The organism is Shimazuella sp. NTD247 (assembly GCF_059510415.1).
The window spans coordinates 426348-446917 of the sequence record NZ_JCAJZU010000002.1; the positions used below are offsets into that span (position 1 = coordinate 426348).

Here is a 20570-nt window from a genome sequence, read left to right on the forward strand (position 1 = left end):
GGCTATCACCCCAGTACCTCATTTATTTTTTCTTCTATATAGTCCCTATAAGCTTCAGACTCACCTTCCAAAACACGTTCTAGATATTTCCGTCCGACTGCATAAGATGTTCCAGACATTCCAGTTCCTCCACCTTTTGCTTTTGAACCTTCTCCAAGCTTGTATGTCCACTCGTGCATTGCGATAGCATAGTTGAAACTACCTTTAAAGACAGAAAATCCAACAGTTGCTTTATACTTGTCTCCACTTGAGGAGTATTCAACTGAATAAGAGTCTTCAAGGTCTCCAGTTAGATGCGGAGCTGTTTCACTTGCTGTTCTTGCTAGGTCTTGACCAATGACTCGAAGTGAGCTTCGAACAGCACTTTTGACTTGACTTTTCACTTGCGGAGTCAAATTTTTTCTAATCTTTGCGTCAATTCTTATCCTTGGCATTAGACCACAACCTTTGTGAACAACACTTTGCTTGAAAAATCATTTAAGGGAGTCACTGAAATTGGTTTTGCTTCATGATTTCCAAACTCATCAGCCCATTTGACCGTGTCGTCAACTGTGATCAAAGCGACCCCTTTTATTAAGATGATTGCTTTTGAAACAGCATCTTCACCTTTGCTTGTCTTCACGATCTCTGACCGATAGTCCACACGACCTTTGAATTGAGTTGAAGTTGTTCCAGTAGGTCTTCCCCAATCATCAAGAGTTCCAGCTTTTTCAACTGTGACAGTGTCTTTTGTGGGAATCATAAAGCAGTCCTCCCAAGTCGAACTCCTCCACCAATTCCAGCCTCTTGAGAAACGACAGCTTGGGCTTCTGGTGAAATTGGAAGACCTCTTGTTGTCTTTCCATAACTATCAAGAGAAATTGCAATCCCAGAAACAGAAACTTGTTTCACACCAAGAGCAGACTTTTGAACGGTCTCGTCGATCAACATAATGAAATAGGCTTGCTCATATACAGCTTTGTCTGGAACTGGTTTGTTGATTGGGTCAAGTGCTTTGTAAAACCTATAAAGTAGATTTTCAGCATTCTTCAAAGCTCGTTGTTTGGAATCTGTGTCAGCATTTACCCAAGCATCATTCAGAAACACTTCATTTTGAAAGTAAGCGTCAGCGTTTTCGACTGTAACAGCCATTTAAGCGACCTCCTTACTTTTCAGTTTTCTTTTTCTTTTTTGGAGCTTCTTTCTTCTCCACAATCTCCTCACAGGTATATCCCCAAGACTCAAACTCCAGTTTTATATCGTTGGATAGGTCAGCAATTGCTTCACCGTTTTCAAAATGAATGTCATAACGATAACCAGAAAAGTTTTGATTTGGAGTCTTGACTTTGAATTTCTTCATTGTCTATTCCTCCTTTATCTGTTTATACAAAAAGAAAAACGGAGACGAGGAAGTTTCATTCCTCCCCAATCTCCGTTAGTAGTCATTTATAGGATACCTTTCAAACGAGCAGCTGCTCTTGGATGGAACACAGCAAGACCAGAATAGAACTCAATACGAGTGCGGAAAACTGGTTTTGCATCGATCTCACCCAAGTCACGAACGTTGATAGAACCGTTACGAAGACCAGAAACGTATTGGTCAGCACCGAATTTCACAGCATAAATAGAACCAGTTACGTTTGAGCTTCCTTGGGTTTCATCAAAACCAAGAACTTGTGCTCCAGCTCCATCCGTTTCAATTACACGGATTGGGATACCTCCATAAGTTGCAACAGGACGACCAAAACTATCTTCACCGGACTCAATGTAGTGAGTAGAGCTTTGTAGTAAAGCCTTCACTTTACGTCTCATTGCTTTGGACATAAACAAAACATCTGGTTCACCTTCAACAGCGTCAATTAATTCGTCGATCATTGCAAGAGTCAAAGTTGCTCCGTTTGTTCCAGCACTAATAACTTGACTTCCAGAAATACGTTTTTGCAGACCGTCAAATTGGTTAGCATTGACAGCAGAATCACCTTTGAAGAAGGTTTTTGTCCATTCAAGAGATAAAGCTTTGGACTTCATTTCAGTTTGGATTGCACGAAGGTCGTTAACATTTCCACGAGTTTGAGCAAGGAATTTGTCAACATCAACGTCTCCACCTAGAATTGTCAAACCTTCGGAAAGTTGGTTCACGATACCAGCAGATTCAACATAAGAGTCATTCACAGCACGAAAAGCAATGCCTGGCAAAGTTTGTTCTTGGTTGTACATATAGGAATTACCAGCAATCTCCATGAAAGGAAGTAACTCAAATACAGCAGAGTTACGAGCAAAAGTTTCAATGACACCACGACGAAGAATATCTGTAGACAGTTTTTCAGCTTCTAAAAGAGTTAGAGCCATTGTAAAAACACTCTCCTTTTATCTTATTAAATTTCGTAATTTCGTAATTCGTAGGCAAAACAAAAAAGCTTACTTCTTGGAACCGTAAGCACTTCGTAACAACTCAGTGATCGACATTTTACCAACGTCCACTTGTGGATGTTGTGTTTGTTGGTTTGTAGCACCACCAAGTTCTTGTTCTTCTTTATTTGGTTTGGTTGTTCCAAAGAGACCTTTCTTCTTTGCATTGGTTATCCAGCTCAATTTTTGTTCTGGAGACATATTTTCTGGAACCAAGTCACGAAAATCTTCTGGAACAGATTCAAGTTCCGTGTCAACCAGTGATTGAATAATACCTTCCAGTTGCTCAACACGTTCACTAGTTTGCTTACCATTCGTTTTGTAAGTTTCCAGTTCTTGTTGGGCTGTGTTGTAAAGTTCTTCAAATTCACCTTTTTTCTTTTTAGCTTCCAAGTCTGCTTGCTCTTTTTCTTTGTTAAAGTTATCAAGCTGTGTTTGGAGTGCTTTCAAGCTATTGTTGACCTCATCAAAACGAGATTTTGGAATCATGTGTTCATTTTTATTTTGTTGTGAACCGTCGTTCACGTTCTGATCAGAAGTATTATGTGAACCTTGACCTTGTTGGTCTTGGGAATCACCTTGAATTGAACCACCAGCAGAAGCACCAGTGTCAGCATTCATAAATGGAAATGAAACTCTTTTAAACATGAAATGATCTCTCCTTTGGTTTCGTTTTTAACGAGTCACGACTCGACCAAGTTTTTTAGGACAGAACAGTTTTGAGACTTAACTTCCTTGTTGGTCTCCCAATATATCGTCATTGAGAACGAGATTGTTTTCTTTCTTCCCTTGCTTTCTCAAGAGCTTGTTTCCGTTTCCTCTTGAGTTCTTCTTGCTTTGCTTTCTGTTCTTCATAGCGTCTTTTATTATCTTCTTGCTTGATTTTGTCAGGGTCATCCAAAGCCTTTTCAGCAGATTTTTCAGCGTTGTTTGCTTTCTCTTTCAAAGATTCTGGGAAAACATTAAGGTCTCCAATAGGATGCAAACTGTGTTGACAGTTTGGGTGAAAAATCAAGTTTGAAGCTCGTAAATCGGCGTATGTTCTATATCCTTTGGTTCGACCTGTTAATGAAATGATCATTCCTTCAAAATAACGACAAGCGTCTTTTGCTCCGTGAGAAGAAACAACAGCAAGATCAGAGTCATTCTCTAAAGCTGTTTGTTTTGCTCCTTCAGCTTGAGCTTGTTGAAGTTTAGTTCTAGCCACCATTTGAGTGTAAGTGGTTAAGTCCCATCGTTTTCCACTTGCGTCAGTAATCCCTTTCCAGTTCTCCTCTATCAAACTCTTTGAGAATCCTTCTTCAACAAGCTTGTTTTTTATGTCTTTTGCTGAAGTAATGGTTCCACGTTGGAGAACTGTATTCACTTTCAAGACCTCAGTTTGAAGTTCCCTTACTTTGTTTTTCAAGCTTTCTTCCATTACTGAATGAGCTTTCAAAATATCTTGGAACGTGTCCGAAAGCATTGATTCAACACGATTTCTGGAAATGAGGGAAAATTCTGTGGTTCCTTTTGCTTCAATCAAAGTTTTAGCAAATCCCATAGTAACCAAAGAAGAAGCAACACTGTTTTCAAAAGCGTCTGTCAGTGTTTTCTTCAACCACTCTATGGAACTAGAGTTCAAATCATTAATAATAAAAGTGATTTGTCGAATTAAAGAGTTGTACAATTCGGTTCTGATTAATTCTTTTGGATCAAGGTCAACCAATAGTTTGATCAGTTCTTTCAAAGCTTCCTTGTAGTAGCTCTCTAATTCTGCTAGGTTTCGTTTATATGTGGGAGTGGGAGGAATACGAAAAGACATTCATTATTCCTCCTTTTTATTGTCAATTTGTTGCTTTTCGTCAACCAAGTTGTCATCCACTTGGAATTGAGACGGATCAGCAACAGCTGAAGCAAGACTTTCGTCTTCTATTTCATCGAGAATCTGTTGAACTTTTTCTTCAGAGACTCCTTCAATCTCCATGATTGCTCGTTTCTGTGAAATCGTTGGTTTTGCTCCAGTTCTAATCTGCATGATTGTAGCTTTTTCCATTTCGTCTTCTGGAAGCCCGTCACGAAACTTGATATGTGGCACGAATGGTTTGAAATCAACAGTTGTTTTTCTATCCATCTCTATCATTTGGGCAAGGGTGAAAATACGTTTCAAAGCTTTATCGTAATACTGACGTTTACGGTTAATTTTTGCGAGAAGTGAATTGAGTCTCCATTTGATAGCAAGACCAGAAGCTCCACTTGTTCCAGAATCACCAACACCAAGGGCAACAGCTGGAATTTCAGCTTTCATGAGAATCAAATCAATGATCTTATCAACCTCTCGGAAAGCATACTCAAGTTGACCGTTCCAAGTTAAATATTTAGGTTCAAGCTCTCCTTGCATAACCTCAAAGACTTTGTCAACTCCTACTCGATAAGTCGGTTGTCCATTTTCGTCTTCAACAAGGGTTCCTTGCGGAACAATCATTGCTGGGTCAGCGTGTTTGGAAAGAATTTCAGAGATTTGGGAGAGTCTCGTGTTCAACTCTGAAAACAAACCTCTTAGTTCTGATAAATCGTCTATTCCTTCCCAACAGTCGTCCGTAGAGTAATTCGGGACATGTACAACCAGAGGGAACGGAATATTGGTGACTACTTCACGGGTTGTTCCCACTTCAGCGTATATTCTGAAAGATGCGAACTCAAAGTCATAAGCTCCTTGACCTGTGTATGGTTGCGGACGACTTACGAAAGGACTTCCAGTGTAATGGGAGTCAACTGGGTTCATCCTGAACTGTCTATAAACAATTTTATTTGGATAGTGGGACTCAACGTTCAGGAACCATTCTTCTCCGTCCGTGTTAGGAACTTCAGACGGAACAGCGATATGAAAAGCCATTATTTTGGTTGAGTCATTTGGATACGTTTCGGGAAAAACATATTCAGCATTCTGAGCTTCAATTATCACTCGGAACGGATCAAGTTCCTTTGGAACCAATCCACCATGTTCTTGTCCCCAGCGTACTTTGTAAAAGCTGTCTCCTCTGTAAGCGTTGGAGAGTGCTGATTCATAGTTTGTAATATGAACATCATTCAGTGTGACCCACTCGTCCAATTTCTTTTGTTCTGGAGAATCGTCTTTTGTGCCAGTTTGATAAAGAGCATTTTCTCCAAAGAGAAAGTCTGCTGACTTCTTTGCAATCAATCCAGCAAGGTTGGTAGTCACATAGATTGTTCTTTGCTGATAAGTGGAGAGAACGTCATTGTATTTCTCAAGAATCTTGAAATGTTCTCCTTTGAACAATTCCTTATTCTCACGGTATCGTTCAATTCTCTTTCCATGTTCTTTTGTAACATTTGGATAAAACGAACCAATTCCAAACATTCCTCAACCTCCTTTCCGGAAAAAATTACGTAATTGAGTAATGTTTTACCAGTTCACCCCTTAGAGCGGTACATTATGTTACATACAACCTTTTCAATCTATAAACTTAGTACAACGGAATAAAAAAGTTTTTGTGACTTATAAACCAGCTGGTTTTCTGTGCCAAGATTTTCTGGATTGTAAAGAACAAAGACTGACAGCCATTTGAAGACAGTCAGCTGTGTCGTCATTATCTCCATAAGGAAACATTTCAAGTTCTTCAATAAGTCTTCGTTGTGATCTATGAGGACGAATGATCCCGTTCTCAAACAACGGTTCCATTTGCTCAATACGTTCTTCTTTCTTTCCGTGTGAACGGTTAGTTGTAATTGGTTTGAGCTTTGTGAAATAAGCTCTTTCTTTCATCATTGCTTCTTGTAACTGTCTATAAAGGTCAAACTGTGCTTGAACAGTCTCCACAGCAAAAACTTTTGGTTGGTATTCTTTGATAATCTCCAAAGCTTTTTCCATTGCTTTATGTGCTGGACATTTTTCAGCCCATGTATGAAGAACATAAATAACCCCTGTCTTTCTTTCTCTTCCAATGATCACAACAGCGTTATAGTCTGAACGGTTGTTCTTCCCAAAAGCCATGTCCCAAGCTCCGAACAATTCAAGGTTCTTGTCATCTAGGTCTCCATAGTCCCAAAAGGTCATTCTGTTCTGGTTGAAAATTTGGCTTTCTTCGTCAACCGGATTATTCAAGAACTCAGAAGCAAAAGACTTAGAAGTCATATTTGCTTTCTCCAACATTAATTTCACGTATGATAGGCGAGCTTCCCAAAGAACCTTGACTCCCTTGTCCATTTCATCACGGTTCATTTCATAGAAAGCAAGAGCTGTTTCTTTTCTGTCTGGGTCTTCACGATCTTGGAGAATATCTTGAAACATGTCCCAGAGGTCTTGACGTTCTGGTGGAGAGGTAATTGCAGAGAACAGTCTGGACTGGAAGTCTGACCGTTTCATTACTTCAAACAAGAGACCAGACTGGTGAACAGCGGTTCCCATGTATATAAAAGCTGTCCTGTTTGGGTCTCCAATAGGCATAACAACAGAGTTGTACCAATGAAGGTTCTTCTCTCTGAGTTCTGCTGTATTTGTGTTCTTTTGACTTTCCAAGTCATCACAAATGACCAAGTCTGGTCTATATGCCCCATTCCTTTTTCCTCGAAGCTGTTTTCCCATAGAAGCAGACTCCACCAGTGTTCCAGCTCGTGTGAGGAAAGCTTCTTGGTTATCCCTTTCATTCAATGCTCCTTTTGGACTGAGCATTTCCCCAAAATCCTCACGGAGCAAAGCATTGAATTTCAATGTGTTTGCAATATACTCAATGAATTTTTTGGACATAGAATCAGTTTCAGAAATGATCAGAATGTATTTTCGTTTCTGAAAGACCACTTGATGAAGTGGAAAACAGTTTGACAAATAAGCTGACTTTGCTGAACCACGAGGAGAAGCCCAAGCAACTCTTTTGTTGATTTCTTCGTTGGAAACAACATCCAACATGCCTGTTAACTCAACATGAAACTCTGGAGCGTCGTCAATTGTTGTTCCAAATGGAATCAATGGGTCTTCAAATTCTGGGTTCATTTCGGCTCCTAAATATTGATACATAAAAAAAAGAACGTCATTTTCAGCTCGGTCAATTCGTTTCAATTGCTTGAGCTTCAACAACCATTCTTTCTTTTCTTGGAGGTCAGTTGTTTGGAGAGCAACTTTTGAATAAACTCTGATTGCTCTTTTTCTTTCTGCTGGTTCCGTTACTGGACAAAAACCGTATTTCTCAACTAAATGTTGTACTTTCATGGATTTTCTCCTTTCCGAAAATAATTACTCAATTTCGTAAAAAAGTAATTGACGAATGTAACAAAACGAATTATCATGAACTTACTTACGTTAGTTCAAGGAGTTGCCCCAAATGAAACTGGTTCAACCTATCAAAGACATAAAGAAAATAGAAGAAATGAAAAAGAGTCTCTCACCCAGAGACTCCTTCATGTTTGTTCTTGGAATAAATGTTGGTTGTAGAATCTCCGATTTACTTCAACTTAAAGTAAAAGACATTCAAGGAAAGTCCCACTTGATCTTTCATGAGTCCCGAACTAGTAAAACCAAGCGGTACTTGATCAATGACAAGTTGAAAGCTCTTATTGACAATTACACAAATGGAATGACTCCAGAAGACTGGTTGTTTCCCAGTCGTAAGGGAGACAAACCAATTTCAAGAATCCAAGCATACAGAGCATTGAACAAAACAGCTGAAGAACTTGGTCTTGATGAAATTGGAACCCATACATTGAGAAAAACGTTTGGTTATTGGTACTATACAGAGACAAAAGACGTTGCTACTTTACAAGAGCTATTCAACCATTCAGCACCAAGTGTTACTCTTCGATATATTGGAATAAACACATAAAAAGAGACCTTCCAAAGTCGGAAGGTCTTGTTTTATTTCTTTTTCCTTTTAGGTTCTACTATCTTATAGTAATTTGCTGGTAGTTTTACAAATAACCCCGAACCTTTGTGACCTCTTTCAATTTTCACATACATTCTATCGACATTAACGACTTCAAACACAGCTTCAAAAGCTGGGATGTATACCAAGTCATGAACTTCAGGTCTTCGACCAGTGACCACATTATATTTCTTTTCAAGTTCGGTCATGTTTGGGATATGTTCGACCATTTAAACTCCTCCTCTCACAATTTTGAACTTTGCATACAACAAAAAAACTCATTGAAGTTATTCACGAACTCCAACGAGGTTTGGCTCTTGTTGTGACTATTTAAATGAAACTACTTTTAAAGATGAATCTCTGTGAGTATTCTTTCCACTTCATAGAACTTAACTTCTTTAAAACGAGCTTTTAACCAATCAATTTCAGCAGAGTTCAATTCAATATCCTCTTCGTAAAAAGACAACGTAATAATGTCCAATGACAAGTTTATCTCTACAACATATAACCCATTTGTCTTAACAACAAATCTTCCCATTTGCAGACCTCCCAAATTTATATTTCAGTAAATACAACGAGGGGGTCATACAAGTGTGACCCCGTACTTTAAAAATTTTGTGTGGAAACTGTAGGAACCAGCTGTATGGAGAATTAGTGGGTACTCCCCACCATGTGCCCTGTCATGTCAATTTTTCTTGTGAATTTTTCTGTTGAATTTTTTCATTTTGAAATTTCTTTTTTGCAAGTGTCATTTTTCATGTTCGACGATGGGCGAACAGAGTCTCTTTTCTATGCTTTTGTGTTGTTTAAAAGGGTAACAAAATCGTGATTTTGTAACGTTGAATGTAAGAGTCCTTATGCTTCAAGGGTTTGAGCGTGTCGTTCAACAGTACATTCACACAGTTTGTTTTATTCCACGTCGTCCAACAAGTCTTGTTCTAGTTCAATGACTTCACGTTCTAATTCATCAAGACTCTTTGTTTGCTTGACTTCATGGACATGTTCATGCTTATCATTGAGCTTTCCTCTATTCTGTAGTACTAACTTAATAGCTTCCAGTTTGGTTCTTTCTGAGTTTCCTTCACGGAGTAGTTTCCTTAAGTGGGTATATGCTTCAGTCAAGAAGTCTTCCATTGCTCTTTCACTGATAGCGTTCTGATATGCAATGAACTCTGGGTCTTTCTTCCAACGGTAGATTGTACGTTCATTAACTCCTAATTCGGCGGCTATCTGGGCTATTGTCTTTTTGTGAATGTCGTTGGTTGCGAGTATTTCAGCACAGTCCCTTTGCGTTCTAGTCAGCGGATTTTTAGAAGGTAAATATGACATTTTATCTTAGTCTCCTTTCATTGCTAATTTTAGGGAAATCCCTTTTGATTCAATACTTTTCCACAAGTTATCCACAATAAAAAACTTGTGTCAGTGAATATCTTTTTACTTGAAAAAATACCTAGCTTTTAACCATGTTTCTATCAACTTTTTATAGACTTTTTCTCTCTTTCTTCTACATTTGAAAGACCAGTGGAAAAAGAGTGGTTCGTATTTGATATAAAGAACATTCACCAAAGGAATCAAAATGAAGTGAACAACCAAAAGAAAAAGGATGTAAATAAAAAGAGACAGGAACAAAATAAGTAGTCCTGTCATTATCTTTCTACCACACAGTAATTCTTGTATTGAGTGATTTTGATTCCTTTGCTCATTCCAAGTAATGCTTCAATAGCTTCCTTCATTTCAGTAACTTCATTATCCAAGTGTGAAACTTGAATATATTTATCTACTGAACCAAACACAGCTTCAAACAAAGTCATCTGTCTGAACGTTGCTTTTCCTCCAAGCTTTGCAAGAAAGACCAACTTGCGACTTTCCTTCAATGAGTCTTGCTTTCGTTGTTCAAGTCCTAGTTCCAAACGTACCTCTTTGATAACTTCTTTTATTTCTTCATTCACATAATGACCAGAACCTTGAACTTGAGAGAGTGTGTTCAAGTAGTCCAGAAGTTCCTTCACTCTTTCATTAAGCATGTTCAGAACCTCCTTCTTGAACTTGTTGTTTTTCCTTTTCTTCATACTCTTGTAACTGTGCCATCAAAAAAGCGTTCTCTCTAACTAATAATCTAATTCTATCAAGTAAGTTATCAATGATTTTATTAACGTCCATATTCTTCTTCCTCCTAGTCCTTTTTAAATACACAAGCCATTTCATCAGCGTAATAAGTAATGAATGTTTGACCTGAATGAACGGTTCTCAATTGTTTTCCTATCTTCATCCAAGTTCCTCCAGCTTGCTCACATGCTTCTATTTGCTTTCCTTCGTTCTGTACTGCAAAGAAAAGACTAACAACAGCGAAAATCAATAGTAAACAAAACTATAATTGGTAGTACTTTAAACATGAAAAAATCAACAAATCGTTCATTCATCTTCTTCTCTCCTCTTCAATGTAAATAAAAATAGAGCCATGAGTTCCAACATTGTCAGAACAACATGACTCTTACAATTATTAGTGTGGTGTATAGATTGTCATACAACAATGACATTCAAGGTATTATTGAATATCTCTTTCAATGGTCTATTGATTAAATATCTCTATATTATTTCTATAGTATATATTCTATAGAGTAGGTAAATTTTACGGTAACTGATACGGTAATTTTTACGGTATCAATACGGTAAGAATTACACCAACTCAATTTGATACGGTAAAATTTACGGTAATGTCAGAATGCCCAACAGAATCTTTTGACTTTCAATCAACGAACTTATTTTACTTTTGAGAAGCTGGTTCTCTTTTATCAACCGTTGTAATTCGTATTCTTGTTCTCCGTCAGAGGCAACTTCAAGTTCATGCGGAGGAAGATAAGTTTCTGTCTCTCTAAACCAAACCATTCCTTTTTCATCAACGTGTGAAACTGTCAGAACGTATTGACCATTCGAAAAAGACCCTCCAGTAATCCGTGAGACCTTGTCTCCAATTTTGAAGTTCATGCAAACAACTCCTTCACATAGTCTTTTGCAAACTTATATTGATTTTTACCCTTCAATAAGCTCTGAGGGAAAAACTTTTCACAATTCAGTTGGTCTCCATCTTTGAATTTAACAATAAATCCAAAAGTTCTTCCAAGTACTTCTGTCTTTAAAAATGGTTGCTGATCTGAGCTTGTGTCAATGACTTCCGTTTTAATCGAAACGATTTCCACAGAGTCAACGTTGCTTCCCTTCTTGCTTGTCAGAAACTCAACTCCCATTTCCCTGAGTTCTTCCACTGAACCTTCAACAACAATCCCATTCAGTTCAATTCTCAATTCAAATACACCTCCACTTCACGAACAATACTTTTAGAAACAGAAATAGCTTCTTTTCCATCAAAAATCACAACAGCAATTCCACCAATATAATTTTCGTTATAGTACTCAAGTAACACGTCACAAACAGTTCCTTCTCCTATCAGAACAGCAATTTCATCTTCTTCATACAGTGTTACATCATTCATAAGAATAACCTTTTTCATGTAACTCTCTCCTTTCACAAACTACAACGAAGACACACAAGAGTTGTGACAAAAGAAAAAAGCTCTTAGCCATTGGAGCGACTAAGAACTTATTATTTGAGAACTATTTTTATATAAATGTCAGACATACAATTTCTCCAAATGCTCTTTTTCTACTTTAGGTTGTTGGAAAGTCATTCTTTCAATTAATCTAGCAATAGTACTCATCACATTTATGTTTTTAGTAAGTTCGTTTACATCTATGTGTTGAGTGTGATATTTCTTATTAAAGTATTCAAGTCCTTGTTGCAGTTGTTCATTTGTAACCTCGTAATGCTTTAATTGGATCAGTTTAAATAAGTCTATCCAATCATCTTTTGTGTAAGTAGCATTGTCCATATATTGTTGAATGATGGAATAGTTTGATTGTGAATAAAGTGTAATGACTTGTGATTCGCCTGCATGAATTACGTCTGATAATTCATCTGGAAACTGTCTAAAAATTGATGAACTAACAAGACCTTCAGCAACATAGTGTTTTAGTATTCCAATAGCGTAAAACAATGCTGTGTGATATTCGTGAAGCAAGTAAGCCCCTGAGTAATCCCGAATATTAATAGCAGAAGCACGAGTAACCGCCAAAGGATTAACTAGTCCAACTATATTTTCACGAAAATTCAGAGTTTTATCAAGGAAAGAGTAACTGATCACATCATTGTAAAGGTTACTCTGAATATCTTCATACGTATCAATGTAAATGTTACTAGTGTTTTCTAGCTGGTAGTTTCCCCATGTTGTAATATTCCCGTTGAAATTGATTAGATAATCTAATCCTTTTGTACCGTTATCATTGTAGATAACAGAGTAATTTCCCTTTTGATTCAAATTTACATCATCATAGAAAGGCTTTTGGATATTTTCCAATTCTTGCTCTGATCGGTTCAAATCCACTAGCAAATTCGGGTAAAATAATTTTGCATAACCTATTGGAATCCTCAAACCGCTTTCAAGCGTCAGAATACCTCTCTTTTTACTGTTCTTGAGTACTTTGTTGTTATCAGAAATAACTTGGTTTGACCCGTCTACTCGGTAACTATTGGGGAAATTACGCTGTAATTCATCAATGGATTTGTCATTTTCAATCGTGTGAATTTCTAAAATAAACTGTTTGTTTCTTTCAGTCATGCGATTATATGCTTGAATGATATGGACAATAATGTTGTCACCAATTCGGTCTTTATGCCATTGATCCAGACTAAGTCGAAGAACTAAAGTCAAATGTTCTTTCCGTTCTACCATCTCATGTAATCTATTGATAATTTGAGATGCTTTTTCATAGTTTTTACCCCAAAACCCATTGGTAGCAATTACAACTCGATTCACTTGACAATGTTCAATCAGGTGAAAAACAACATCTTCTTTTTCAAATGGTTCTCCACCACCTGCTATCAAAACATATTCCACATTAGCAGAGTTGATAAATTCCACAGTTTTTGAACAACCATTCCACGAAATCTCATCTTTTTCACTAACATTACTGTCTTTGAACTTTGGTCTGGAGTTAAAAATACAATGTGTACATCCAACTTTGCAAAATCGTGTTGGTAAAACCACAACCATTGATTTCCCATTGTGTCTTTTTTGCTTTTCTAGTGGAATACATGGAGTACTTTGTATAATATCAAGGTACTTTTTGGGACTGCTAAACACATTAATCAATTGTACCAGCCCCTTTCAGTTGAAGAGGTTCCAGTTCAATAATTACTCGATTCATTAAATCATGTTGGATATTGGGATAAGTCAACTTGTCCAATTCTGGTACTTCGTCAAAGAAGTGAACAGACTGAATTTCTGAATCTGGTAATGAGGTTAACTCTTTAATTTCTGCATAAAATAGCATTCCACATTTGAATTTCGAATCACTTACTTTCATGTGATAAGGACTAATTTGTTTTAATTCATAATCAATTGCACCTGACTCTTCAAAAAGTTCTCTGTGTGCTGTTTCCCAAACAGCTTCTCCTGTTTCTCTTCTTCCTCCAGCAACTTCAAAAGTTGTACGGTCTCTATGTCTACAAAATAACCATTTCCCTTTGTATTGAGCTACGATGACAACAAAGGTTATAAGTTGATCTCCAATATTCTGATCAAAAACAACTACTTTTTCCATAATTACACCCCTTTCACATGATTATGAACTTTTTGTTTTTGATGCTATCTGTATTTTCATAAAAACACCAAGTTTATCTTTACTCTCACAAATTCCTCTGAACGTCCGTAAATCTAAGTTGTATGCTTTCAGAAAGTTAATTATTTTCTTTGAGTCTCTTATTTCTTCAATAGTCATGCTTGGAATGTGTTGAATGAATAATGTTACCTTTTTGGCATTGTACCAAAAACGGATTTCTGCTTGTGATTTAGGCGAAAATATCATAAGCTTGCCCAACAAATATCCACCTGCCTTTCTCAATTTCGACATTGATAAAATCGAGCAAAGGAATTTCAATCTCTACATCTTCTTTCGTTGTAATCGTGATGACATTCAGTTCTCTGGGTTGAGTATTTAACATAACTATCAATCCTTTCGACTAAATTCCAATTACTTCCCACACATCTAGAATAGAATAGTATAATGAAGATAACAAAAACTTAAAATATTGCGTTCTTATTCTATTTTGAAATGAATTTTCCAAACAATCTATCAAATATTGCTCTTTAGTCGTCAAAAGTACTTTTATTCAGCTCATTTTGATCAAAAACTATTAATTTGTTAGTAGACATGTACAAAAAAATATTTTTTGGTGGTGCTTCATGGGTAAAAACAATCAAATATTTGTGTCAGCTGAATTAGGAAAGATATTCAAGGATGAGAGAAACAAGAAAGGATTAAGTCAATTAGGATTGTCTGTTGAGGTAGATATCCATAATACATTGATTAGCAAGATAGAAAAAGGAGTTTACAAAGCTAATAAAGACCACTTGGTAAAATTATGTGATTATTTCGGATATACCTTAGATGAACTATCAAACCATTACACAGTTGAAACCGTATTAAGTGATAAATTAGCCACAGATTTGAAATTGTTAGCAATTGAGTACGATGTTGATCTAATAGACAAAGAGCAAGGTATTGAAGAGTTGCGACAACTGGAAGAATACAGCAAATTCAATGGTGTAAAGGAAAACTCCCTCCTCTTGTTTCCTTACTACATAAGAGCAAAGTACTATGAAAAGAAGAGAAAATGGAATACAGCACTTGAACAGTATGGAACAGTTATTCAGACTATAGATTCATCTGTAGAAAATATAGACGAGGATAATTTGAAATCTGCTTGTTATAACGGTATGGGTAGGGTTTACTTACGGCGAAATGATCTTGCTAATGCCCTAACATATGTAAATCATGGAATCGAAGCATTTAACCCAGAAGATAAACGTCACCATATCCAATATAACTTATGGATCAATAAAGCCATCATTCTTGAAAAACTGAACAGAGACATGGAAGCGTTGTCACTTGTAGAGGAAGTGTGTGAAGAAGGAAACAATATACGAAGTGATGATGCTTGGTTGAACTTATTGTTGATCCGTATTGAGTTATTAAACAAACTAGGAAGATACGATGAAGCAGTTCTCTTTGCACAAGAGGGATTATTCCTTGCTCGTGTAGATGAATTATACGACCACGCTTTTGACTTGTGGTCATCTTTAGGGGAAAGCTATTATCTAAAAGGTTCTATGGCAAATGCCGAATTATGCTATCAATCAGCTTTAAAGCTAGAAGACAGGATAAAAAAGAAACACTTAGCTATAAAAACCCATACTCATTTAGGCATTGTGTACTGTGAATTTGGGAAACTGGAAAAAGGTCAATCTATACTAGAAAAAGCGGTTAAACTAGCTCATGAGTTTAAAGACGCTCTCCAGTTAGTTAAAGCATTGATTGCTTTGAGTCAATGTTTGGTCATGCAAAAAAGGGATATGGAAGCTTACAAACAGCTAAAAGAAGCAAAAAATCTTGCGACAGAATATAATTTTGAGAAACTAATGTTTGACATTTTACTGAATATGAGCGATATTTGTAAGAGACAGAAATTATCCGATTATCAAAAGATTACAGATGAGTTTCAAGAGATTTCTGTATATCTGGTGAAAGGTAGGAAAGCATTAATGAAACATCAAACTGGAAACCAACCAAGAGTTTCTTTGAGCGACCCTCCAAATGACTAGAAGCAACTCAGAAAGCTCCTTTCCTACTCAGGATTAGGGGCTTTTTACTTAAAAAAAGAAGCTCACATTTGTGGTGTTTTTAAATTACATATTTACGTAATTAAGTAACTGATTTTCAACATTAAGCTTCACTCCAATCAGACATATAACTCTCATAAAGCCTGTCTAATGCTCCATTGAGTACCTTGTGAAACAGTCCTGCAAAGTTTTTCACTATACGCTTCTTGGAGTAAAAGAACGTTGTTTTGATGCTATACAGAGCGGTTTCCAATAACTCCTCTTCTGTATAGCTTGTTTTTAACCATTTGATGTTTGCCAAATATACTCCATAGAACTTATAAAGCAGTTTATCATTTTGAGAAAATCTACTAAACATATTTTTAAAACGATCATATACGGATTCAATACGTAAATTACTTACATACTCTTTTTCAGAATTAGCTTTATAAGAGTTAAAAGCTTCAGCCTTCTGTAATAGTGCTTCAAGGTCTGTTTTTTCTGTGTTTTCTTGATCTTCACAGAGTGTCATTTCCGGAGTGTCAGACGGAGTTTCAGCTTTTTGAAAATCGTTGATAACATACAGATTTGCTCCATTGCCACCGCTTTTAGTTCGCATTACATGTTGTTTACCGATAATTCCCAAAGATTTTAACTTATTCAATGAACGAATAATAGTTGATCGAGACAGCTCCGTTTTTTCCATAAGGGTGGCAAACTTTAGGAAAGCAACACCTTTAAATTTGACAGCATACTTAGCCAATAGATTTAATACAGATATTGTTGATTTAGTCAATTCTGACTTATTGTTGTAAATGTGTTGTCTAACTGCTTCGTTCATGTCTTCAACAACATCAAACTGTCTATGCTTACGAGCAAGAAAAGCATACTCGTTATTCATGATGATCTCTCCCGATTTCTCACAATATGTGATATACTGTGAGTGTCATTTTTGGTTGTTGCCTTGCGACAACTCGAACGCTCTGTTCCCAGCAGGGCGTTCTTTTCTTTTATCTAGTTAAATCAGGTCATTCAATGGATTATTTGAGTCAAGACTGTCTTTCAATTCGTGAGCAAAATAACCAATATATTGTTGTGTCACCGTGATCTTTGAATGTCTTGCTAAGAGCTGAACTTCTCTCAGGTTACTTCCGTTTTTGAGTAGCTCTTTAATGAAGTAAGCTCTCAGAGCGTGAGGACTGAAGTCTGATTGTATACCCAGCTTTTTCTTCAGTCGCTTAAAAAAGTTCTGAATACCATTTCTTGAAAACGAAGTTCCTCTTTCAGTCACAAACAAAGATTGAGGAACCTTCTCAAATTTACGATCTAAATACAATCTCCAGTCTAAGAGTTCACGAGCAAGAGCTTCTGACAATGGAACGCTTTGTTGTCTTCTTGCTTTGCTTTCATTGATTCTTATCAAACTTTCGTCAAAGTCAACGTCTAACCAAGTAAGACGTTCCAGTTCCCCAAGACGTAACCCAGTCCCAATCAAGAAGATAATAAGAGCGTAGTTTCTTCTTGCTGTGAATGTATTCTCTCTCCGTTTAGTTCTCCTTAAATGTGAAAGAACAAGTCTAACGTCATCTGTTGAAACAAGTTTTGGTTTCTGATCTTCTCGTTGTGATTTAATTCCATTGGTCAACATTTCTTTTGTAAAACCTTCATCAGCTAACCATTTTGCGAACGCACGGAATAACTTGAGCTTCGTGTTCAATGTTCCTGCTTTGTTACCAATTTCAGAACAGTGCATGAGATACATTTTTGCTGTACGAGGAGTCATGTCTTCCAAATGCTCAATTTTTTGACTGTTCAACCATAAGTTCAAATTCCTGAAAAAGTTTTCGTAAGCAAGAAGTGAATTGTCCTTCAAACCTTCAAATTTTTTATCCACCAGAAACTCTTTTTGTAATGATTCAATTAACATGAAAAAACCCCTTAATGAACTGTTTAAAGTTCACTAAGAGGTTTATTTGACCCTTATTTTGACCATATTACTGAATCAGTGAAGCAAAACGTGAAACACGTTGGGGGACATGGATTGGTGGGCAGTAGAGGAATCGAACCTCCGACCTCTTCCGTGTCAAGGAAGCGCTCTCCCCCTGAGCTAACCGCCCTTATGTAGTTGTTGTGGTGGGCCCAACAGGACTCGAACCTGTGACCGATCGGTTATGAGCCGACTGCTCTACCAACTGAGCTATAGGCCCGAATATATGGGAAAATCAGTTAAATTAAAATTTAAGAAAATGGCGGGGCTGACGGGATTCGAACCCGCGGTCTCCTGCGTGACAGGCAGGCATGTTAGGCCTCTACACCACAGCCCCATATTTGGTTGCGGGAGCAGGATTTGAACCTGCGACCTTTGGGTTATGAGCCCAACGAGCTACCGAGCTGCTCCATCCCGCGTTAGTGGCGACATTTGTTATTATACTATGGGCATCTAAAACATGCAAGTACAAATTTATATTTTTTTCCGCCAAATATATTTTACACCAAAACGTCCTTTGCGAGATCGAAAGACCTCTACTCGATCTGGACTATCGTAACCATAAAGCCACCAGTCTTCTTCCATACGAGCAGCTAAACATCTTGCTTGAAATCTTGTTTCATACAGTTTAAGCCAATATACCCAATTTGACATCTCACTGTTCACCTCTTCATTCTAGTGTACCTAAACTTGCACATTTTCATGCTTTTTTACAGCAACACCTTTATAAAAATAAACGCGAGTCTCCACTCCTGCACATACATTCAACAGTTAATAACCATACTCTATTATTACAAGCAAATGCTTGTTAGCTATTCCCTCCTCCATTTAGCCGAGTAACCACACTCGGTTTTTCTACATAAAAAAAGAGGTTCTAATTGAACCCCTCTCTTCTATAAATAAGCACTCAAATCTTCGAATTCATCTTCCTCTTCTTCCTCATCACGCAATCGATGAGCAATACGTCCGGAAGCTGCTGCTGCTATACTCGCAACCAAATCATCAATAAATGTATTCACAGGACCATTTTTCGTTGTATCGAGTTGTTTGATTATCCCAATTTTATGTTTATCTAAGTGACCAAATGTGGTTACTGCTATACTCCCATAACCAAATACGGAGCCCAAAGCAAGTGTTTCATCACATCCAAAAAGCCCTTCGTCAGCACGGATAAGAGATAACAATGGTTCAGAAATCAAATCCTTCTCAGCTAACATATCTAATTCAATTCCTACAAGTATAGCATGTTGGATTTCACGTTTTTTCAGGACCGCTAATACACTCTCTACACAAGCTTCCAACTGAAGGTTTGGAGCATAAGGTTTCTGCATTTGGTAAACTATGTCTGCGATCGCAGCAATACTTACACCGCGATCCTTTAGTTTCTGCATTACAGCCATCTTTATTTCTTTGTTTTGAACTTTTCTCATTCATACTCCCCCTGTTTCCAAATCATAAACGAAATAAGGGAGAATGAAAACCCAAATATTAAAATAGCGTTGAACGAAAAGTAAATATTTCCTAATTATTTTTGGAAGCTGCTCGCAGCTTTTCCACGATATCCAGTGTTACTGTACAGGTACCTAAATTCGCATGGTGCATTTGCCCATTTCGCACTCCATGGTAATCTGATCCAGAGGTTGGAATCAAATTTAATTTCTCTGCTAAAGCTGCATATTTGACTTTGTCTTCCTCTGTATGATCAGGATGATTCACTTCTATACCTGTTAAGCCCATTTCCGCAATGATGGGGATTAAATCATCTCGCTTATATAAACCCGGATGAGCAATTACGGCAACACCACCCGATGCCTTAACTGCATCAATCACTTCTTCGGGCGAAGTATTATTCAGACTAACAAAAGCACTGCCGTCAATACCCAGATAACTATCAAAGGCTTCGTTCAAATCTTCAACAATTCCTCTTTCCACTAATATTTGCCCAATGTGCACTCTGCCTGCATTTTTTTCGGTTGAAAAACCTTCTTGCTTTGACTCCACTTCCTGTATGTCGATAGAGATTCCCAACTTCTTTAATTTTTCTAAAACTAAACGATTACGTTCTTGCCGCATTGTCCGTTGTTTATTTAATAACTTTCGAAATGCAGGATGAACAGGATCTATAAAATAAGCTAAAATATCAATGGATTGATCATCAAAAACGGAACTCATCTCTACTGCTGGTATTACTTCAATTCCTAATTTTTTTCCTGTTTCAAAAGCCTCCTGAAATCCTCCAGTAGTATCATGATCAGTAATCGCAACAGCACCTAGTCCCAGTTGTGCAGCAAGCTCTACAACGGCTGCTGGTGTTTGTGTTCCATCAGACATTGTGGTATGCGAGTGTAAATCAGCTCTTTTCATCCCATCACCTCATTCTTATCATACCAAAAAAGACACCCAAAAACGGGTGTCTACACTCAACTTAACATTACTTCACTGCACGAATTAATCGTTTTAAACGGGAAGCAAATTTTTTGGGGTCTTCTTGAATATTACGTGCATCTGCTGATACTCCTAGTTCGTTGGCTGCTTCGACCACTAATTGTTCCACATTGTCGTTTTTCTTAGCTTCGTCCACACGACGATTCCCATCCATGAAAAACATCCCCCTTTGCTGAGTGTA

29 protein-coding genes and 4 tRNA genes are annotated in these 20570 nt (G+C 37.3%); 2 read left to right on the forward strand and 31 right to left on the reverse strand.

Translation table 11 applies throughout. The features are described 5' to 3' along the window. Window positions 1-5: 5 nt before the first annotated feature. From AC5WOC_RS06630 to terL, 9 genes are all read right to left on the reverse strand, one after another. Entirely contained in the window at window positions 6-434 is a 429-nt protein-coding gene (locus AC5WOC_RS06630; RefSeq protein ID WP_496054611.1) for a hypothetical protein, read from the reverse strand. Then, complete coding sequence (locus tag AC5WOC_RS06635; RefSeq protein ID WP_496054612.1) at window positions 434-742, reverse strand: hypothetical protein; 309 nt, start codon at window positions 740-742, stop codon at window positions 434-436. The genes AC5WOC_RS06630 and AC5WOC_RS06635 overlap by 1 nt, the downstream gene beginning before the upstream one ends. Continuing rightward, window positions 739-1131 carry a hypothetical protein gene (locus tag AC5WOC_RS06640; RefSeq protein WP_496054613.1) on the reverse strand — a complete coding sequence of 131 codons (393 nt, stop codon included), beginning with the start codon at window positions 1129-1131 and terminating at the stop codon, window positions 739-741. Before AC5WOC_RS06640 ends, AC5WOC_RS06635 begins: the two co-directional genes overlap by 4 nt. A gap of 13 nt (window positions 1132-1144) precedes the next feature. Next, window positions 1145-1339: a hypothetical protein gene (locus AC5WOC_RS06645; RefSeq protein ID WP_496054614.1), complete on the reverse strand. Its 195-nt coding sequence runs from the start codon at window positions 1337-1339 to the stop codon at window positions 1145-1147. 86 nt (window positions 1340-1425) lie between these two features. Next, window positions 1426-2328, reverse strand: coding sequence for a major capsid protein (locus AC5WOC_RS06650; protein ID WP_496054615.1), 903 nt, complete (start codon window positions 2326-2328; stop codon window positions 1426-1428). A gap of 69 nt (window positions 2329-2397) precedes the next feature. Next, window positions 2398-3036: a hypothetical protein gene (locus AC5WOC_RS06655; protein WP_496054616.1), complete on the reverse strand. Its 639-nt coding sequence runs from the start codon at window positions 3034-3036 to the stop codon at window positions 2398-2400. Between the two features lie 109 nt (window positions 3037-3145). Further along, on the reverse strand, window positions 3146-4192 hold the full coding sequence (locus AC5WOC_RS06660; protein WP_496054617.1) for a phage minor capsid protein: 1047 nt from the start codon (window positions 4190-4192) through the stop codon (window positions 3146-3148). Between the two features lie 3 nt (window positions 4193-4195). Beyond that, complete coding sequence (locus AC5WOC_RS06665) at window positions 4196-5749, reverse strand: phage portal protein (RefSeq protein WP_496054618.1); 1554 nt, start codon at window positions 5747-5749, stop codon at window positions 4196-4198. A gap of 138 nt (window positions 5750-5887) precedes the next feature. Further along, window positions 5888-7594, reverse strand: coding sequence for a phage terminase large subunit (gene terL, locus AC5WOC_RS06670; protein WP_496054619.1), 1707 nt, complete (start codon window positions 7592-7594; stop codon window positions 5888-5890). A 112-nt stretch (window positions 7595-7706) separates the two neighbouring features. On the opposite strand from terL, the gene AC5WOC_RS06675 reads away from it, so the two are divergent. Beyond that, the gene (locus AC5WOC_RS06675) at window positions 7707-8204 is read left to right on the forward strand and encodes a site-specific integrase (protein ID WP_496054620.1); all 498 of its coding nucleotides are present in this window, start codon (window positions 7707-7709) and stop codon (window positions 8202-8204) included. A 32-nt stretch (window positions 8205-8236) separates the two neighbouring features. Here the strand turns inward: AC5WOC_RS06675 and AC5WOC_RS06680 are convergent, their stop codons facing one another. From AC5WOC_RS06680 to AC5WOC_RS06735, 12 genes are all read right to left on the reverse strand, one after another. Continuing rightward, window positions 8237-8473, reverse strand: coding sequence for a hypothetical protein (locus AC5WOC_RS06680; RefSeq protein ID WP_496054621.1), 237 nt, complete (start codon window positions 8471-8473; stop codon window positions 8237-8239). Between the two features lie 116 nt (window positions 8474-8589). Next, window positions 8590-8781, reverse strand: a complete 192-nt coding sequence (locus AC5WOC_RS06685) for a hypothetical protein (protein ID WP_496054622.1) — start codon at window positions 8779-8781, stop codon at window positions 8590-8592. Between the two features lie 371 nt (window positions 8782-9152). After that, complete coding sequence (locus AC5WOC_RS06690) at window positions 9153-9572, reverse strand: phBC6A51 family helix-turn-helix protein (RefSeq protein WP_496054623.1); 420 nt, start codon at window positions 9570-9572, stop codon at window positions 9153-9155. A 317-nt stretch (window positions 9573-9889) separates the two neighbouring features. Further along, entirely contained in the window at window positions 9890-10267 is a 378-nt protein-coding gene (locus AC5WOC_RS06695) for a hypothetical protein (RefSeq protein WP_496054624.1), read from the reverse strand. Beyond that, window positions 10260-10403 carry a hypothetical protein gene (locus AC5WOC_RS06700; RefSeq protein WP_496054625.1) on the reverse strand — a complete coding sequence of 48 codons (144 nt, stop codon included), beginning with the start codon at window positions 10401-10403 and terminating at the stop codon, window positions 10260-10262. Before AC5WOC_RS06700 ends, AC5WOC_RS06695 begins: the two co-directional genes overlap by 8 nt. 546 nt (window positions 10404-10949) lie before the next feature. Beyond that, a complete protein-coding gene (locus tag AC5WOC_RS06705; RefSeq protein WP_496054626.1) occupies window positions 10950-11228 on the reverse strand; it encodes a hypothetical protein in 279 nt (92 codons plus the stop codon). Beyond that, window positions 11225-11545 (reverse strand): hypothetical protein, encoded by a 321-nt coding sequence (locus AC5WOC_RS06710; protein ID WP_496054627.1) that lies wholly within the window; start codon window positions 11543-11545, stop codon window positions 11225-11227. The genes AC5WOC_RS06705 and AC5WOC_RS06710 overlap by 4 nt, the downstream gene beginning before the upstream one ends. Continuing rightward, window positions 11542-11751 (reverse strand): hypothetical protein, encoded by a 210-nt coding sequence (locus AC5WOC_RS06715; protein WP_496054628.1) that lies wholly within the window; start codon window positions 11749-11751, stop codon window positions 11542-11544. The genes AC5WOC_RS06710 and AC5WOC_RS06715 overlap by 4 nt, the downstream gene beginning before the upstream one ends. A 120-nt stretch (window positions 11752-11871) precedes the next feature. Then, window positions 11872-13449 (reverse strand): hypothetical protein, encoded by a 1578-nt coding sequence (locus tag AC5WOC_RS06720; RefSeq protein ID WP_496054629.1) that lies wholly within the window; start codon window positions 13447-13449, stop codon window positions 11872-11874. Continuing rightward, window positions 13442-13900 (reverse strand): NUDIX hydrolase, encoded by a 459-nt coding sequence (locus AC5WOC_RS06725; protein ID WP_496054630.1) that lies wholly within the window; start codon window positions 13898-13900, stop codon window positions 13442-13444. The genes AC5WOC_RS06720 and AC5WOC_RS06725 overlap by 8 nt, the downstream gene beginning before the upstream one ends. A gap of 21 nt (window positions 13901-13921) precedes the next feature. Then, window positions 13922-14176: a hypothetical protein gene (locus AC5WOC_RS06730; RefSeq protein WP_496054631.1), complete on the reverse strand. Its 255-nt coding sequence runs from the start codon at window positions 14174-14176 to the stop codon at window positions 13922-13924. Beyond that, window positions 14148-14300, reverse strand: coding sequence for a hypothetical protein (locus tag AC5WOC_RS06735; RefSeq protein ID WP_496054632.1), 153 nt, complete (start codon window positions 14298-14300; stop codon window positions 14148-14150). The genes AC5WOC_RS06730 and AC5WOC_RS06735 overlap by 29 nt, the downstream gene beginning before the upstream one ends. A 241-nt stretch (window positions 14301-14541) precedes the next feature. Between AC5WOC_RS06735 and AC5WOC_RS06740 the strand changes: the two genes are divergently transcribed. Then, window positions 14542-15960 (forward strand): helix-turn-helix domain-containing protein, encoded by a 1419-nt coding sequence (locus tag AC5WOC_RS06740; protein WP_496054633.1) that lies wholly within the window; start codon window positions 14542-14544, stop codon window positions 15958-15960. A gap of 121 nt (window positions 15961-16081) precedes the next feature. Here AC5WOC_RS06740 and AC5WOC_RS06745 read toward each other — a convergent pair whose 3' ends face one another. The 10 genes from AC5WOC_RS06745 to AC5WOC_RS06790 all read right to left on the reverse strand — a co-directional run bounded on the left by AC5WOC_RS06745 (window position 16082) and on the right by AC5WOC_RS06790 (window position 20543). Next, complete coding sequence (locus AC5WOC_RS06745; protein WP_496054634.1) at window positions 16082-16858, reverse strand: helix-turn-helix domain-containing protein; 777 nt, start codon at window positions 16856-16858, stop codon at window positions 16082-16084. 117 nt (window positions 16859-16975) lie between these two features. After that, complete coding sequence (locus AC5WOC_RS06750) at window positions 16976-17884, reverse strand: tyrosine-type recombinase/integrase (protein ID WP_496054635.1); 909 nt, start codon at window positions 17882-17884, stop codon at window positions 16976-16978. A 115-nt stretch (window positions 17885-17999) separates the two neighbouring features. Continuing rightward, a tRNA-Val gene (locus AC5WOC_RS06755) sits at window positions 18000-18074 on the reverse strand. Window positions 18075-18088: 14 nt separating this feature from the next. Then, a tRNA-Ile gene (locus AC5WOC_RS06760) sits at window positions 18089-18164 on the reverse strand. 40 nt (window positions 18165-18204) lie between these two features. Beyond that, window positions 18205-18281 (reverse strand) — tRNA-Asp (locus AC5WOC_RS06765). 5 nt (window positions 18282-18286) lie between these two features. Next, window positions 18287-18363, reverse strand: a tRNA-Met gene (locus AC5WOC_RS06770). A 55-nt stretch (window positions 18364-18418) separates the two neighbouring features. Next, on the reverse strand, window positions 18419-18598 hold the full coding sequence (locus tag AC5WOC_RS06775) for a hypothetical protein (RefSeq protein WP_496054636.1): 180 nt from the start codon (window positions 18596-18598) through the stop codon (window positions 18419-18421). A 239-nt stretch (window positions 18599-18837) separates the two neighbouring features. Next, entirely contained in the window at window positions 18838-19374 is a 537-nt protein-coding gene (locus tag AC5WOC_RS06780) for a phosphatidylglycerophosphatase A family protein (protein WP_496054637.1), read from the reverse strand. A 91-nt stretch (window positions 19375-19465) separates the two neighbouring features. Next, window positions 19466-20308: a PHP domain-containing protein gene (locus AC5WOC_RS06785; RefSeq protein WP_496054638.1), complete on the reverse strand. Its 843-nt coding sequence runs from the start codon at window positions 20306-20308 to the stop codon at window positions 19466-19468. Window positions 20309-20375: 67 nt separating this feature from the next. Next, complete coding sequence (locus AC5WOC_RS06790; protein ID WP_496054639.1) at window positions 20376-20543, reverse strand: hypothetical protein; 168 nt, start codon at window positions 20541-20543, stop codon at window positions 20376-20378. Window positions 20544-20570: the final 27 nt, after the last annotated feature.

Excerpts from the sequence above, each read along its gene's own strand:
- AC5WOC_RS06630 (WP_496054611.1), bottom strand. The coding sequence starts at position 434 with ATGCCAAGGATAAGAATTGACGCAAAGATTAGAAAAAATTTGACTCCG.
- AC5WOC_RS06635 (WP_496054612.1), bottom strand. The coding sequence starts at position 742 with ATGATTCCCACAAAAGACACTGTCACAGTTGAAAAAGCTGGAACTCTT.
- AC5WOC_RS06640 (WP_496054613.1), bottom strand. The coding sequence starts at position 1,131 with ATGGCTGTTACAGTCGAAAACGCTGACGCTTACTTTCAAAATGAAGTG.
- AC5WOC_RS06645 (WP_496054614.1), bottom strand. The coding sequence starts at position 1,339 with ATGAAGAAATTCAAAGTCAAGACTCCAAATCAAAACTTTTCTGGTTAT.
- AC5WOC_RS06650 (WP_496054615.1), bottom strand. The coding sequence starts at position 2,328 with ATGGCTCTAACTCTTTTAGAAGCTGAAAAACTGTCTACAGATATTCTT.
- AC5WOC_RS06655 (WP_496054616.1), bottom strand. The coding sequence starts at position 3,036 with ATGTTTAAAAGAGTTTCATTTCCATTTATGAATGCTGACACTGGTGCT.
- AC5WOC_RS06660 (WP_496054617.1), bottom strand. The coding sequence starts at position 4,192 with ATGTCTTTTCGTATTCCTCCCACTCCCACATATAAACGAAACCTAGCA.
- AC5WOC_RS06665 (WP_496054618.1), bottom strand. The coding sequence starts at position 5,749 with ATGTTTGGAATTGGTTCGTTTTATCCAAATGTTACAAAAGAACATGGA.
- terL (WP_496054619.1), bottom strand. The coding sequence starts at position 7,594 with ATGAAAGTACAACATTTAGTTGAGAAATACGGTTTTTGTCCAGTAACG.
- AC5WOC_RS06675 (WP_496054620.1), top strand. The coding sequence starts at position 7,707 with ATGAAACTGGTTCAACCTATCAAAGACATAAAGAAAATAGAAGAAATG.
- AC5WOC_RS06680 (WP_496054621.1), bottom strand. The coding sequence starts at position 8,473 with ATGGTCGAACATATCCCAAACATGACCGAACTTGAAAAGAAATATAAT.
- AC5WOC_RS06685 (WP_496054622.1), bottom strand. The coding sequence starts at position 8,781 with ATGGGAAGATTTGTTGTTAAGACAAATGGGTTATATGTTGTAGAGATA.
- AC5WOC_RS06690 (WP_496054623.1), bottom strand. The coding sequence starts at position 9,572 with ATGTCATATTTACCTTCTAAAAATCCGCTGACTAGAACGCAAAGGGAC.
- AC5WOC_RS06695 (WP_496054624.1), bottom strand. The coding sequence starts at position 10,267 with ATGCTTAATGAAAGAGTGAAGGAACTTCTGGACTACTTGAACACACTC.
- AC5WOC_RS06700 (WP_496054625.1), bottom strand. The coding sequence starts at position 10,403 with ATGGACGTTAATAAAATCATTGATAACTTACTTGATAGAATTAGATTA.
- AC5WOC_RS06705 (WP_496054626.1), bottom strand. The coding sequence starts at position 11,228 with ATGAACTTCAAAATTGGAGACAAGGTCTCACGGATTACTGGAGGGTCT.
- AC5WOC_RS06715 (WP_496054628.1), bottom strand. The coding sequence starts at position 11,751 with ATGAAAAAGGTTATTCTTATGAATGATGTAACACTGTATGAAGAAGAT.
- AC5WOC_RS06725 (WP_496054630.1), bottom strand. The coding sequence starts at position 13,900 with ATGGAAAAAGTAGTTGTTTTTGATCAGAATATTGGAGATCAACTTATA.
- AC5WOC_RS06735 (WP_496054632.1), bottom strand. The coding sequence starts at position 14,300 with ATGTTAAATACTCAACCCAGAGAACTGAATGTCATCACGATTACAACG.
- AC5WOC_RS06740 (WP_496054633.1), top strand. The coding sequence starts at position 14,542 with ATGGGTAAAAACAATCAAATATTTGTGTCAGCTGAATTAGGAAAGATA.
- AC5WOC_RS06745 (WP_496054634.1), bottom strand. The coding sequence starts at position 16,858 with ATGAATAACGAGTATGCTTTTCTTGCTCGTAAGCATAGACAGTTTGAT.
- AC5WOC_RS06750 (WP_496054635.1), bottom strand. The coding sequence starts at position 17,884 with ATGTTAATTGAATCATTACAAAAAGAGTTTCTGGTGGATAAAAAATTT.
- AC5WOC_RS06775 (WP_496054636.1), bottom strand. The coding sequence starts at position 18,598 with ATGTCAAATTGGGTATATTGGCTTAAACTGTATGAAACAAGATTTCAA.
- AC5WOC_RS06780 (WP_496054637.1), bottom strand. The coding sequence starts at position 19,374 with ATGAGAAAAGTTCAAAACAAAGAAATAAAGATGGCTGTAATGCAGAAA.
- AC5WOC_RS06785 (WP_496054638.1), bottom strand. The coding sequence starts at position 20,308 with ATGAAAAGAGCTGATTTACACTCGCATACCACAATGTCTGATGGAACA.
- AC5WOC_RS06790 (WP_496054639.1), bottom strand. The coding sequence starts at position 20,543 with ATGGATGGGAATCGTCGTGTGGACGAAGCTAAGAAAAACGACAATGTG.